This is a genomic window from Bacillus sp. UNC438CL73TsuS30 (assembly GCF_000482325.1).
In the GTDB taxonomy this organism is placed as follows: Bacteria; Bacillota; Bacilli; order Bacillales; family Cytobacillaceae; genus Neobacillus.
The window spans coordinates 155,078-169,084 of record NZ_AXVA01000011.1 but is presented as its reverse complement, the minus strand read 5'-3'; the positions used below and the strand labels follow the sequence as shown (position 1 = coordinate 169,084).

Sequence of the window (14,007 nt, the reverse complement as noted above, 5' to 3'; positions counted from 1 at the left end):
ATGGGTGGATTTTTTTAGGTCTGAATATCAAAACGGTCTTTTGCAAGTTCTTTGTATTTTTTTGGATCAATGTCCTGTTTATCTACCTTACCATCGATCCATTCAGTTATAGATGAATCTGTTAAGGTCATGCTGCCCCGGTCTGTCAGCCTGGTAATTAACGGCTTTTTATTAAAAGAAGATTCCGGATGCTCGATAATGATTTTTTGTACCCCAGTTAAATCAGCATGATTGGTAATTGTTGCTTTGGTATTAAAAGCATAGCCTATTTTCCAATCTTTGTCTTTGTGTTTCAATTTCATGTAAAAAATATAATCCCCATGCTCAGTTTCCGTTTTCACCACACGGAACTCGCCATTATTCGAGGTTACCACCTCTCCGGATAATGGAACAGGTTTTAAAGGGAGATTCGCACCAAATCCTGTATCTACAAGATATTGTTGCTCATTGCAAGTGATTAAAGTTGCAACATGGGTTTTCCCGGTCGTACTCCAACGCTGATGATTGTGGTCGTAGACGACACCATAAATTAATTTTGCATCAAAACCATTTTCCAGTAAAAATAAATGGAGAATGCCATTTAGTTCATAGCAAAGCCCGCCCTCGTGTTGATTGATAATTTTGTTAATCAAGTTCTCTTTCGTGATTTTTTTTGCCTGATTTGCAATGATACATAAATTTTCAAATGGAATCGTTTTGGCTGTTTTTTCGAGAACGGCTTCTAATTTTTCAAAGGTGATGGTTTCGTTTTCCGGGAAACCAATCCTTTTGCGGTATTGTAAATTGAAATCGGTCATGAAGCTTGCCTCCTAAAGTTAAATCATCAAGATCTCGCGGATATCCTTTTCTGTTAGGGAAGATAACTTCTCGTCTCCCGTCTGGATGACATCGTCAATCAGGTGTTTCTTTTTTTCTTGGAGCTCGTTCATTTTTTCCTCAATCGTCCCATGTGCGACCAGCTTAATCACCTGGACGGTGTTCTTCTGGCCCATTCGGTAAGCACGGTCTGCGGCCTGCTGTTCGACGGCAGGATTCCACCATAAATCATACAAAATCACCGTATCGGCGCCCGTTAAATTAAGACCGGTACCGCCTGCTTTCAAGGAAATCAGGAATATATCTTTTTCGCCGAGATTGAATCGGCTGCAAAGCTGCACTCGATCTGCAGAGGGGGTACTGCCGTCCAGGTAAAAATAAGAAACTCCCCTACTGGCTAGTTCCCTGCCGATAAGCCCGAGCATTTGTGTAAATTGCGAAAAAATCAGCATTCTTCTCCCAGTGCTTCGGCATTCCTCAATGATCTTCAGCAATTGCTCAAATTTTGCTGAACTTCCCTTATATCCATCAATAAACAAGGCTGGATGGCAGCATAACTGCCGGAGCCTAGTAAGTCCGGCAAGAATTTTGATGCGATTTTTTTGAAAAGTTTCTTTGTCTAAATGTTTTAGAGTATCATGCTTCAGCTTAGCTAAATAGGCTGCATACAGTTTTTTCTGATCTGGCAGCAGGTCGGACGAATGCATGGATTCAATTTTTTCAGGAAGTTCAGCGAGCACATCTTCCTTTACCCGTCTGAGGATAAATGGTCGAACGCGCTTCGCAACTTCTTCCCGCCGCAATTCATGGAAAGCTCTTCGATTCGGAAACAATTCTGGAAATACGATATGAAAAATCGACCATAGCTCGTCAAGCGAATTCTCGATGGGTGTTCCAGTGAGAGCAAAGCGGTGGCTTGCTTGAAGTTTTTTTACCGCCTTTGCTGTTTGCGTTTCTGGATTTTTAAAGGCTTGGGCTTCATCTAAAAAAAGCGTATGGAAAGCTAGTTTACTGTATAACAATGTGTCTTTTACCAGCAGCGGGTAAGAAGTAATCACGACATCCACCTCTGCAAGTTTTTTCAACAGCCTGTCCCGAACGATTTTGCTGCCATCGACGATTTCAGCCCGAATCTCGGGAGCAAATTTCTTTAATTCGTTCCACCAGTTATACGTTAAAGAGGACGGTGAAACGATCAAGACGGTCTGATTCTCTTTCCGTATCTGAGGCAAAACCGAGTGGATATAGGTTATGCTTTGCAGCGTCTTCCCGAGGCCCATATCATCTGCTAAAATCCCCCCTAAACCGTAATGGGCAAGTGTTCTTAGCCATTGATAGCCAAGTTTTTGATAATCCCGAAGAATTCCAGTGAGACTTGCAGGAATAGCAAATTGAACTCCTTCTGGATTTCGAAGATCCTCTAAAAGCTGTTTTAACGATGAACCAATCCTCACTGAATTTTCAAAAGAGTAAAGGACGGACAAACCTTGTGTAAGTGGAAGTTCAAATTCCGTGTGAATCTCTTTCGGTTTTACGCCAATCCCTTTTAAAAATCGATTCAATTCTTTAAACTCCGGACTCTCCAGCGAAAGAAAAGACCCATCGCGAAGTCGATAATATTTCCGCTTTTCCTCAAGCGAACTTAGGATATTACGAATCTCAGATTCAGGAATTCCCTGCAATTCAAAGCGAAACGACAGCCAATCCGTCCGTGCTCTTCGATCCACCCGAAAACGCGGCTGCGGGTTTTCTTTAAACAATCTCACTCTTACCGCCGTTGTAGCATAGACTTGAACAAGTCTTTTTAAGATTGGAACAATATGATACAGAAAATGATATTCCAATTCCTCATTTTGTAAAAAATAACCGCTCTCTGTTTTCGTAAAGCCGCTTTCCTCCATGACCTGCAGGATTTTTTCCTCCTGTTCGCCATTTCTTAACAGTGGAGAGCCATGTTTATTTTCTTCAAGTGGATTGATGACCACATTGCCATATTGAAATTCTAGACCAGCAAGCAAACGATTTTTAATTCGATCTAAATATAGTTTTGCTTTTAAAGCAGTTTGGTCCAATCGTTTGGAAACAGCTTCGCCGATGCGGACATGGCCGATTTTCATGAGTCCCGGAACGACTTGGTCAATAAACGATTCCATTTGATCTCTCGATATCGAAAGTTGGTGGATACCGGAAGCATCTAGCATTTTTTTCAGTTCACTTAGACGTGCTAATTCTTCTTTTTCGAACTTCCAAATCTGCCCTTCAAAGAGAACAAAATCGTAAACGATGGTGATTTTATTTAAACCATTAACTCGTAGTTGGAAATCTTCCTTAGGCCCAGTTTCAAATAAAAAATAAAGCGGGATGGGTCCGCTTGATAAGTGAATCTTTTCAAAAATTTGCCCTTGATGTTTCAATTTTACCAAGGGAGCCTTTAACAGGATAGGTAAAAGCCTCTCCCATTCACGGGGCGGGATTAAAATAAATTCATCTTTTAGGATGGATTTGTCCTTTGTTTGAATTAATTCCTGAAGAACAGCATCCGTCTCTTTTTGAAAATAATGAATCTTAGGATCGTAATCTTGATACGCTTCCCGCTGTTCAACGCAGTCCAAAAATTCGTTTATATTCAAAGATTTGGAACTGCTGCAAATCTTAAGCCCGAACATATATTCAGTGTTGTCAATCGAGATGGGTTTGCACAAAAATTCAACTGTAAATAATTGTCTGTCTTCTATAATATGTTCTCCGGTACTTGGCCGGATCGGTCCCCCCTGGAATAATCCCAAGATTCCCTTTGTTAAATCAGTCTGATTTGACGACTGCTTTTCTAAGATCTTGACCAAAACGGCTGCCACGTGGTGACAAGGCTTTTGATAAGTAGCTAACTTTGGACATGTGCAAGCTGTTTCAATTTGCCCGTGTATATTTTTAATCGTAATCTGAAATTCATTTGTGGCATGAACGGTGGCATGGCAGATTTCGTGATTCGGTGAATAATCTGTCAGGTCCACTTTTTTGCGCCTCGATAATTCTTCCCCTTTTTTATAGGAATGCTCTCCGCATAATTGTTTAATCATCTTTTGGTTTAATGTTACATTCATTGCTGTTTTCCTTCCTACACTGTGGATCCCGGTTTCTTCTCATTTAGTGTAACCCTACAGGGTCAATCGATTACTTATGTCAATTATACAATTCTTTGTAAAATCTCCCCAAGTTTTTTACCAATGATTTTTATCTCTTAAGTTTCTTCAGAAGGGAACATTAGTGGATGAAGGATATTCATTGGAGGTTGATTTATGGTCTATAAGAAGACGTTCTTAACTTGTTTGCTGTCCATCCTTCTCTTGTCCTTTGCCCCGTTTGCCAGTGCCACACCTCCGGAAAATGAGCTGAATCAATATTTGACGGAAATTGGCTGGACGAAGCAGGAGTTGTTGGACTACCTGGATTATTATGAAATCCCGTTAGAGGATTTCAATTCCGTTGAAGAATTAAAAAGTGTATTGGGCACACCAATTAATTCAAAAAATTTACAGGATTTACTGACAAAATATAAAATGACACAAACTGAACTAAACGCGCTTTTGGATCATTTTGGTGATTCTTTAAATGACTATAAGTTCATCGAGGATTTAGATGCCTCGGTGGGCTTTTATACAGGCCATGATAAATTTATGGCTGGCATTGAAGACGAATTACAAAAAATCGGTATTACTGAACAAGAGGTTGAAAATTTCTTTACGTATTTGTCGCAGGTAGAAGAAAATAACAAAGATTCTCTAGATCAAATGGAATCCTTAGATTACCGGCTGGAGCAATTTATGAATACGACGGACCCAAGTGCAGAACTTACGGAAGAACAATTAAATGAATTAACCGATATTTTAACTACTGCCTTTGATCTTTACGGGATTCAAGTGAAGCTTAAGAACAATAATAAGGATATTTCTTTGAAGGATCTGTTAAAAATGTCGGAACCTCCCGGGAATTTATATACGGGGATTTATACCAAAACAGGTGCACCATTAATTGATTTCACCCTGCCGGCCGAGTTTTTCCAAGGTCTTATGGCAGGTTATGAAGAAATGCTCCATTTAGGCGAGCTTTCCGATGAGTTTGTCGATTATCTGCATCAAGATAAATATAATAATTCTAGACGGTTTAAATAAATATATGGGGCTGTCCATTTGAGGACAGCCTTTCGATTTTGAATTAGAATTGCAAATAAAATGGTTCAATCCGCAAATAAATGGTCATGATTCGCAAATAACGCCTAAAATCCCAGTGGAGAAATTTTTATCAGCGAATTTACAAGGTTTATCAGCGAATTCATTGGCTTTTATCAGCGTATCGAGGCTGTTTATCCGCGAATCTAGTCGATTTATCAGCGAATCCCCATTTCCCCCAAAAACTCACGATCTTCCCCCAACCCATTTCGGTGCCCACCAATTAGCCGGACCGAGCAGTTTCATGAGTGCGGGAACGACAATAATTCGTATCAATGTCGCATCAATGAAAATGGCGCAGAATAAGCCGACACCAAGCGCCTTGGTAATTTCAATATTGGTAAAAATAAACGAGCCAACGACCACCATTAAAATGAATGCAGCACTGCTAATTAGGCTCCCTGTTTTTTGCAGTCCTACCGCCGTACTACGATTATTATCCCCTGTCCGGTCATATTCTTCCTTGATTCTCGAGATTAGAAAAACCTCATAATCCATTGAAATTCCAAAGACAATACAAAATATCGTTACCGGCATGATAATGCTGACATAACCTGTCGAGGTAATCCGTAAATCATCCGCGAGCCATCCGTATTGAAAAATAATCACCACAATCCCGAGACTCGCCCCAAGGCTGAGAATGTTCATCGCAACGGCTTTCAGAGGAATTAAGACAGACTTGAAGGCAAAAAGCAAAATGAGATACGTAACCGCGATAATAAAACCCATTAAATAAGGAAGGCCTGAAAAGATCCGGTCAAGCATGTCCACCCTAATTGCTGTTTGCCCGGTTACAAAACGCTCTGCTTGATTTATTTTCACGTTCCGTACCCTTTTAACAAGGTCAGCGGCTTCTCTTGTTCCAGGGTCTGACTTTGGAACAACCTTCAGAAGAGCGTAATGGCCTTTCACGAGATTTTCTTTTTCCATTTCCGCTTTTGTAGCCGCTAAACTGATAAGAATCGCTGTTTCTTCTGGGGAGTGCTTCCCAAGAACGTCAATAAAACTATTGACATCCATGACTCCGGAAATCCGACGAATTTTGTTTTCGAATGACTGAATAGTTCGAATTGATGCTTCATCTGAAACCTTATCTTTTGTTTTTAAAACAATAAAAATTGGATTCGATTTGCGTTTGTCATAATTATGTTTCAGGATGTCCGAACCCATTCGCGACTCAAAGGCAGGCGGAAGGACATCTGCAGTTGGAACGCCAATCCGCATTTGTGTTATTGGCAACATAAGTGACAGTAATAAGGTACTAATAATAATGGCCAGGACCGCCGGATGTTTCATCACAGCATTGGCAATTTTTTCCCAAATCGTTGAACCTTCCAATTTCTTTTGTGTTCGCGGAAAAACCCTTAACGAATCGATGTGTCGGCCAAAAATACCGAGCAGGGCCGGTAACAGCGTGCAGGAAAGCAGAACGGCCGACAATACAACGAGAACGCCTCCAAGGCAAAGGGAATATATAATCGGTAATTTAATAAATAACATTCCAAGTAAGCCAATTAAAACGGCAAATCCGGAAAAAAAGACAGACTTCCCTGCAGTTTGTGCAGTCGCGGCGACGGCATCGTGCACCTCGTTTCCACGTCTTAGCTCTTCGCGGAAGCGGCTGACGAGAAACAGGGCATAGTCGACGCCAATTGCAAGGCCGAGCATCATAACGATATTGGGCAAAAAGTTAGATAAGGAAAAGAATCCAGTAAGAAAATAGGTCATTCCAAGCGTTAGGGATACGCTCATAATCCCAATGACAAGTGGTAATAGTGCCGCACCTACCGAGCCAAAAATAAACAGCAGGACCAGCAACGCGACCGGAAGCCCGATCATTTCTGAATGGTGCATATCCTGTTTGGTTGCTCGCTGAATATCGTAAAGTGTTGCAGTGTCTCCATCGACATAGGTTTTCATGCCTTCAGGTTCAGTGATAAGTTTTCGGATTTCTGGAAAATGATTAAGGGCTTCCGAACTTTTAAGCTTGAGTTCAACCCCCACCGCTTGAATGCTTTTTTTGTTATTCAGGCGGTCTGTTTGGTTAAATTTAATACTTTTAATATAGTCTTTCTTTGCTAAAGGTTCTAAAGAATGTAAAATGACAGCTTTATGTTTTGGTCGGGTTAAATCAAATTTATTGCTTGTATAAACAATATCAATGGAGGATTGTGCAGTTCCCAGTTTCTTTTGCATAAGCGAAAAGCCGCGGTCCGATTCGCTCCCTTTTGGGGTTAACCCGCTATCTTTTAACCGATCGGGCAGTTTTTGTGCGTACGTTGCTGATACAATAAATAATAAAATCCAAAAGGCCGCAACGAACCAGCGGAATTGGTACATTTTCAAGCCCCAATGCCAAAACCATCCCTTTTTCTCTGATTCTTTCATATGTGCCCCATTTCTTAGCTGTGATCATAATAATAGGATGACACATTAGAAAGTTTTTTATGAAAATAGGGACCCTGCTCTCGAAGATTTTAAAGCTGTATTACCAATGATATTCCCCGGCTTTATGCATGTCTGATTTAGAAAAATAGGCAGGATGATAACTTTGGACAAATTTGCCTGTGTTTAGATTTATAAATCCTGCGCCATAAGTGGGATCCTCCACCTGCCATTTGCCGTTCAGTTTGATTTCATTCCAGGCATGATTTTCCCCGTAAACCACTTTTGCTTCAATGCCTGCTGCGCGGTGAAGTGCAGCGTTTAAATCCGCATAGCCAGAGCATAACACAACGCGAGTTTTATAGGTTTGTAAAGCAGAATAGATCGGCGGGTTCGATGCGTTTACCAAAGGTGCATTGTAAGCAATATGGGTGGCAACCCACTTGAATATGGCCTGAGATTTTTCTGTATTCGTTTGTTTTCCAGTTGTTATATTTGCAGAAAGTGCCTTTAATATCGGGTCATTACTTTGGACCATGAAACTTGGCTGCAAATATGGGTCACCATCGGTTAAATGATATTTTGCATAGCCTAATACTTTATTCGGATCGTCTTTTTTGCCGTTGTAATATTCATCAAGATTTACGACCACATCACCAACGTTATAGGTAAGAGGGAATTCATAATGGAAATTTTGGTAATTGGTAAACGGTACTTTTACCGTAGATTTCTTATTGGCCCGCGGTTCGTCGATGTATAAAATGACTCCATCAGCTTTGTAATATTTTCCGTACGGCGTCGCTTTTCCTGTTACAACTATTTTTCCATTTTTTATCGTGACCCAATAGGTTTGAATTTTTGTTGGGGTATATTTTTTATTATATGTGGCTGGAATGGAAGATACCTTCGCCTGTTTGCTTTGACTTGAGATCGTATCCTCGACCTTCTTTTCCACATGGGCTACCTGAGAACCAGAAAAAAATCCATGAAGCTTCGCCATAGACGGAAACTCTCCGTGCGTATACAAATAAAACAAAGAACCAACCACCAAAACAAAAGCCAAAAACCTTCTCATCCACCAACACCTCCAAACACCAACTTTACCAAGACTATACAGGGTAAAGATGAAAAATTCATTAAAAATGCATTTCGACAAAATTCGGGTGGTGACAGGCACCACCCGAATTTTGTCGATTGCTTTTATCCTGACATTCCGTAGTCTCTTATGGTGATTTTTATTTGATAGGTGATGGGGATTTGGCTGAAGGTTTGGTCCCAGTTTTTTTTGTGTTTTTTCCATTGGGCGGGATTTTGGATTCTTAGTTGGTTGCCAAAACCGGCGACGTCAACTTTATAATGGTGCTGTGTTTTTTGCAATGATTCTTGAATGAGCTGTTTGACTTGGTTTTTGGCAGCTGTTTCGGCCCTTTTTAGAAATTCATTTTTAAACGGGTCTCCAGATGAGACCCAGTTTTCAGCAATTCGTCCTTCCGATTGAATGTTAACATGGAAAGAAAGCTGGTTTCCTTTTAAATGGGGTTTAATGGAGCTTTTTAACGAAAGCATTTCGTAAATAATGGGTTGGCCGCTCTTTTTATCAATACTTCTGACGACTCCGCCTTTTACCGTTCCGGCAATCCAGGCTAAACCTTCTACTTCCTTTTCATTCAAAAAACCTATTAGTTTTTTTGTTTTGCCCTTTATAATCGCAGCCCCCGAAAATTTTGCTTCTCCCCCTTCTACGCTGACATTTTGTATCAGAAAACTGGAACCTGAATTCATTTTCCCCTCTAATTTGCCTAGAGGCATTGCCGGAACAATCTTGGCATTTCTTTTTTCCCCTTGGGTTATTTGATAAAGGTGAAAGGCCGGAATAATTGGTTTTTTGGATTCGAGAACTTTGCTAGCTTGGCCCTTTGCAATTATAACAAGACAGCTTGGTCTCATTTCCTGTTCTCTTATGAAAAAATCAAGTGCCTTCTCCAGGCTTACTTTACGTGCCAGATCTGCTCCAATAATAATCACTTTTTCATGTTCGGCAAAAGCTCGCTTTTCAATTTTTAATGTCATGTTTCGTAAGGTTGGTAATATGGAATCGCCTGTTTCAGAAATGTTAATATAAGATTGTGGTGCAGTAGCGTTCTCTGTTTTTCCTGCTCCCGTTCCACTTGATGTCACAAATTGATTCGTTAAGGTGAATAGAGGTCTATTGGGAAGACTTTTATCGTCCACTTCTAATTTTTCCTTTAGTTCTCCGTCTTTTTCCAAATCCATTGCAGTACCGGCAATCAACCCTAATTCCTCAATTTCTTTACTGCTCCAACAGCCCCCGAGCAATAGAACGACAAGAGAAAGTATTATGATTTTAAGGCTTGTTTTCATGTCGTTTCCCCTTAATTTTTGCAATGATCATCATAACTATCGGCATTGCTGCAAAAAAGAATAGGGCAGCATTTCCGATCCAATCGCCTAATTTAAATAGCGAATTAGGGTTTTTGGGATGCAAGGCAACGATATATATGATTGGCAGCAACGCATACATGAAGGGCTGAATTCTTTTTTTGAATATTTGGGAAAAACCTAATGCTGATGCATAAAACGTTATCACATACGTAGCAAAAATTTGCATAATCCAAATTACTAGCACCAAGGATTCGAAACGTTCGAAGAGCAGACCGGGAAATTCAAAGCTCCGAATCATATCCAAAGTCGGCCAAGTTCTTGTTAGGACTCCGTCCACTGACAAGGTACCAATTACCATTACAACAGTAATCAGGTAAAAAATGATTGCAAGCGAAACACCAACAACGACTGCTTTTACTGCTTTTTTCGGCTGTTGCATAAATGGAACTAGAATTAACATAATATCAAACCCGGTATAGGCCAGTGTCGTGGTTTCCAGCCCTCTGATGACTGGCATAACTCCCTCTCCTAAAATAGGCCGCAAATTATCGATTTCAAAAATTTTTAAACTCATAAAAGCAATTAAAAGAAAAAAAATGACTGTAATTGGAAAAATAATTTCAAAGAGTCTGGCTATGGAAGGAATCCCCCCTAAGATCAAGTACAGCCCCACCCACATAAAGGGCATGATTATCCCCCAAATCGGTGTTCCTTCTAATAAAAACATTCTTGTCACTTCCGCCATGGTTCGAACTTCATAGGCAGAGATCGTAAAGAAATAAATACAAATCGATATTCCCAATAGCCTGCCGCCAATTTTTCCAATAAGGTCTTGTATATATTCAAAGACTGTTTTGGTCGGGAATTGTTGACTAAGTTTTGCAATCAATATCGCTACGGCCATCGCAATAAAACCGCCGATTAAAACGGAAATCCATACATCGGGTGTTTTCACCTTTTGCGCAGCTGAACGTGGCAAAGTTAAAATGATTGCGGCCAAAATATAATTGATAACAATAACAGCTGCTTGCGGTGTCGTAATTTTTTCATTTGTACGAATCATTCTTGATCCGCTTCCTTTCAGTATTGGTTAACCTTTTCGTATTGGATCCTTTGTCTTCATCATTTCTGGACGACGTTTCATGAGCATTAATGGCATACGCACCAAGAAGTCTTTCCAGTCATTTAGCCGATACGGAACGGCCGGGCTGGCATAGGGAACACCAAAACTTTTTAGTTTTACCATATGGCTGCAGAGGAAAAGGAAAAATAAAATGACCCCATACAAACCAAATAAAGCTGCACTAAACATTGCCACAAAACGCAGCATTCGTAATGAAATTCCCGTGCTATATTGCGGGATGGTAAACGAAGAAATCGCCGTAATTGCGACTACAATAACCATAATCGGGCTGATGATTCCTGCTTGTACTGCAGCTTCCCCAATAATGAGACCTCCAACGATTCCCATAGCCGGACCAATCGGTTTCGGCAAACGTAAGCCTGCCTCACGGAGAATTTCAATGGCTATCTCCATAATGAGGGCTTCAATAAGGGCGGGAAAAGGGACTCCTTCGCGTGTTTTCATAATCGAAATCGCGAGCTTTGTCGGAATTAATCCGGGATGAAATGAAATAAAGGCAATATACAAGGATGGTCCAAAAAGAGCAATAAATGCAGCCAAATAACGCAGCATACGAATGAGTGAACCCGGGATCCATCGTTCATAATAATCTTCCGGCGATTGCAGCATCATATTGAAAGTGGCCGGGACAATGAGTGCAAATGGAGTTCGGTCCAATAATATTGCCACCCGACCTTCCATTAAGGAACTAATTACACGGTCAGGCCGCTCTGTGTTTTGTGCTTGCGGAAACGGGCTAAGAAAATCGTCCTCAATTAGTTGCTCTATATAGCCTGATTCGGCAACATCATCAAGGTTTATTTTATGAATTCTTTTCTTTACTTCCTCAATCAATTCCAGATTGGCAATTTCCTGGTTATAAGCGATTACAAGGTCTTTATGTGATCGCTCCCCTACCTGAAAATGGAGCATGGTTAAATTTCGATTATCACCCTGCTGACGCAATAAGGCCGTATTATCGCTCAAGGTTTCCGTAAAGCCTACCCTTGGTCCCCTAACCAATGCTTCGGATACCGGTTCCTCAATTGAACGCGATTTTCCTTTCGCGGTCCCTAAAATTAAAATAACCGTTTGCCCATGAACCATTAAGGCAGTTGAGCCTTTAAAAACCTTTGTAACTAACTCTTGCATTTCTTGTGCTTCGGTTATCTCACTTATAGATAAAACTTGATTTCTTAAAAACTCCATCGGGATGGTCAAATCGTTTGGAGAACTAGGCAGTTTACAAACTTCGGAGAAATTCATCATCAGGGACTTCATGATGTGCTGATCAATGAGTTCCTTGTCAGAAAGGGTATCAATGAAAATGAGTGCTGCTTGAACCCCTGTTCCACCGATAATAAACTCGCGAATATTCAAATCGGAATTATGTCCAATTTCCTGGCGAATCAATTCTAAATCTGCACGAAGATCCCCGCTGAACTGGTTGGGGGTAGAATTTGAAGGTCTGAATTCCTGATGTTCCGTAGAGGGAAATGACTGTTTTTTCAGTTTTCTAATCTCGAACTTTCGTCCCTTCATAGCCGCCTAATCCTCCTCTATCTGACGAATCCAACTAAACACCTTAGCGATCCCATAAGGAATCAAAAAAGTAACCAACGCTTGAACCAAAACCTTCCAATCCGGAATAAACCCGACCACCATTTTCCACATACACATCACCACAACGTTTATCATGTCTAATTTATGGAAACTTAACCAAAGTTTTTCGACAAAAATCGGGTGGTGACAGGCACCGCCCGATTTTTGTCGGAATTACTATTTCGATTATTAGAAATTATTTAAAGGAAAATAAAAAGTAGCGGAGAATTGTATATGGTAACGCTTACATTTTGTTTTAGGATAATTTTATAATGGTTGTTTAGACATATTTCCGGAATGAATAGCGTAGATGTAAGAAACAGCATTTGACAAGGAGGTTTTTAGGAATGGATGGAATTGAAATTTTTGCGTGGGTTCTAACAGCCATTTTGGGTGTTGTGTTTGTTTGGTCTTTAGTAAAGATTGCAAAGAATCCTAAAAAAGGATCCTCCTCCAAACAGACTGAGGATAATAAAAAACTTAATCATTAAAACTGGCAACTCCCATAAAAAATCCATCCTGAATTCTAATCAGGATGGTACCAATTTCATTTTTAAATTGGATAAGATTAACTTATTTTAAATCAATCTTCCTAAAAAAATCCCTCACAACTCGTAAATATTCGTCAGGCTCCTCAACATACGGCAAATGAGCACTTTTTTCAAAAACATGAAATTCCGACTGTGGAGTAAGAGAGCTAAAATATTTTGTAGACTCCGGTGTAGCCTCGTCATAACGGCCGCAGGTGTATAGCGTTGGACAAGTAATTTCCGACAACTGTGACGTACAATCGAAACTTTTCAAATTCCCAAGGACCGTAAATTCAGAAGGCCCCCACATTATGTTGTAGACTTCAGGATTTTTGTACTTTGAAGCTTCTTTTAAATATTCCGGGTCTGAATCAATTCGGCAGACGAAATTTTTGTTAAAAACCTCAGTGGCCTCCTCAAACTCTTTTGAATCCGTCGTACCATTTTCTTCACAACGCCTGATCGTCTCTTGAACCTCTTTTGGCAGTTTCATAAGGTTTCGATGCTGGTCCTGCTCCCAAATGGGCGCACTTAAACATGGACTAGAAAAAATTACACTTTTCACACCGCTCGGCTTTGTTAAACAATAAGCAGCCGCAAGCGTTGTTCCCCAGGAATGTCCAAGAATATGAACCTCATCAAGACCAAGCCCTTGTCTCACCTGACCCAATTCTTCCACAAACCGTTCAATCCTCCATAGGGAAGGATCAGTTGGCCGATCGGATCGGCCACAGCCTAATTGGTCATAGAGAATAACCGGCCGTTCATTCCCTAATGCTTGCAGCCCTTGCAGCGAAAAACACGATGACCCTGGTCCTCCATGTAAAACAATGACAGGTGTACCTTCAGCGTTTTCATTAAAAACTTGATACCAAACCTTGCCCCCTGTTACCTCTATGTATCCTTCATCACGCATCATTTC

The 14,007-nt window shown here is 40.5% G+C and carries 10 protein-coding genes; 2 read left to right on the top strand and 8 right to left on the bottom strand.

Annotation, left to right across the window (positions count from 1 at the left end; translation table 11 throughout):
• Nucleotides 1–14 precede the first annotated feature (14 nt).
• Entirely contained in the window at nucleotides 15–797 is a 783-nt protein-coding gene (locus tag M028_RS0105355) for an arylamine N-acetyltransferase family protein (protein WP_026572981.1), read from the bottom strand.
• A gap of 18 nt (nucleotides 798–815) precedes the next feature.
• Nucleotides 816–3,917, bottom strand: coding sequence for a DEAD/DEAH box helicase (locus tag M028_RS0105350; protein ID WP_026572980.1), 3,102 nt, complete (start codon nucleotides 3,915–3,917; stop codon nucleotides 816–818).
• Between the two features lie 195 nt (nucleotides 3,918–4,112).
• Here M028_RS0105350 and M028_RS31430 point away from each other — a divergent pair, with 195 nt between their 5' ends.
• Complete coding sequence (locus M028_RS31430; RefSeq protein ID WP_051590943.1) at nucleotides 4,113–4,985, top strand: processed acidic surface protein; 873 nt, start codon at nucleotides 4,113–4,115, stop codon at nucleotides 4,983–4,985.
• Between the two features lie 243 nt (nucleotides 4,986–5,228).
• Here M028_RS31430 and M028_RS0105335 read toward each other — a convergent pair whose 3' ends face one another.
• From M028_RS0105335 to M028_RS0105315, 5 genes are all read right to left on the bottom strand, one after another.
• The gene (locus tag M028_RS0105335) at nucleotides 5,229–7,430 is read right to left on the bottom strand and encodes an MMPL family transporter (RefSeq protein WP_026572979.1); all 2,202 of its coding nucleotides are present in this window, start codon (nucleotides 7,428–7,430) and stop codon (nucleotides 5,229–5,231) included.
• A gap of 100 nt (nucleotides 7,431–7,530) precedes the next feature.
• Nucleotides 7,531–8,502 carry a transglutaminase domain-containing protein gene (locus M028_RS31425; protein WP_026572978.1) on the bottom strand — a complete coding sequence of 324 codons (972 nt, stop codon included), beginning with the start codon at nucleotides 8,500–8,502 and terminating at the stop codon, nucleotides 7,531–7,533.
• Between the two features lie 125 nt (nucleotides 8,503–8,627).
• Entirely contained in the window at nucleotides 8,628–9,809 is a 1,182-nt protein-coding gene (locus M028_RS0105325; protein ID WP_026572977.1) for a Ger(x)C family spore germination protein, read from the bottom strand.
• The gene (locus M028_RS0105320; protein WP_026572976.1) at nucleotides 9,793–10,893 is read right to left on the bottom strand and encodes a spore germination protein; all 1,101 of its coding nucleotides are present in this window, start codon (nucleotides 10,891–10,893) and stop codon (nucleotides 9,793–9,795) included. Before M028_RS0105320 ends, M028_RS0105325 begins: the two co-directional genes overlap by 17 nt.
• A 27-nt stretch (nucleotides 10,894–10,920) precedes the next feature.
• The gene (locus tag M028_RS0105315; RefSeq protein ID WP_026572975.1) at nucleotides 10,921–12,495 is read right to left on the bottom strand and encodes a spore germination protein; all 1,575 of its coding nucleotides are present in this window, start codon (nucleotides 12,493–12,495) and stop codon (nucleotides 10,921–10,923) included.
• Between the two features lie 407 nt (nucleotides 12,496–12,902).
• Between M028_RS0105315 and M028_RS33285 the strand changes: the two genes are divergently transcribed.
• Complete coding sequence (locus tag M028_RS33285) at nucleotides 12,903–13,046, top strand: hypothetical protein (RefSeq protein WP_197031378.1); 144 nt, start codon at nucleotides 12,903–12,905, stop codon at nucleotides 13,044–13,046.
• 82 nt (nucleotides 13,047–13,128) lie between these two features.
• Here M028_RS33285 and M028_RS0105300 read toward each other — a convergent pair whose 3' ends face one another.
• Nucleotides 13,129–14,004, bottom strand: coding sequence for a proline iminopeptidase-family hydrolase (locus M028_RS0105300; RefSeq protein ID WP_026572974.1), 876 nt, complete (start codon nucleotides 14,002–14,004; stop codon nucleotides 13,129–13,131).
• Nucleotides 14,005–14,007 lie beyond the last annotated feature (3 nt).

Bases quoted from the DNA above. Each gene is read 5' to 3' on its own strand.
- M028_RS0105350 (WP_026572980.1), bottom strand. From the start codon at position 3,917: ATGAATGTAACATTAAACCAAAAGATGATTAAACAATTATGCGGAGAG.
- M028_RS0105315 (WP_026572975.1), bottom strand. From the start codon at position 12,495: ATGAAGGGACGAAAGTTCGAGATTAGAAAACTGAAAAAACAGTCATTT.
- M028_RS33285 (WP_197031378.1), top strand. From the start codon at position 12,903: ATGGATGGAATTGAAATTTTTGCGTGGGTTCTAACAGCCATTTTGGGT.
- M028_RS0105300 (WP_026572974.1), bottom strand. From the start codon at position 14,004: ATGATGCGTGATGAAGGATACATAGAGGTAACAGGGGGCAAGGTTTGG.
- M028_RS0105320 (WP_026572976.1), bottom strand. From the start codon at position 10,893: ATGATTCGTACAAATGAAAAAATTACGACACCGCAAGCAGCTGTTATT.
- M028_RS0105325 (WP_026572977.1), bottom strand. From the start codon at position 9,809: ATGAAAACAAGCCTTAAAATCATAATACTTTCTCTTGTCGTTCTATTG.
- M028_RS0105335 (WP_026572979.1), bottom strand. From the start codon at position 7,430: ATGAAAGAATCAGAGAAAAAGGGATGGTTTTGGCATTGGGGCTTGAAA.
- M028_RS31430 (WP_051590943.1), top strand. From the start codon at position 4,113: ATGGTCTATAAGAAGACGTTCTTAACTTGTTTGCTGTCCATCCTTCTC.
- M028_RS31425 (WP_026572978.1), bottom strand. From the start codon at position 8,502: ATGAGAAGGTTTTTGGCTTTTGTTTTGGTGGTTGGTTCTTTGTTTTAT.
- M028_RS0105355 (WP_026572981.1), bottom strand. From the start codon at position 797: ATGACCGATTTCAATTTACAATACCGCAAAAGGATTGGTTTCCCGGAA.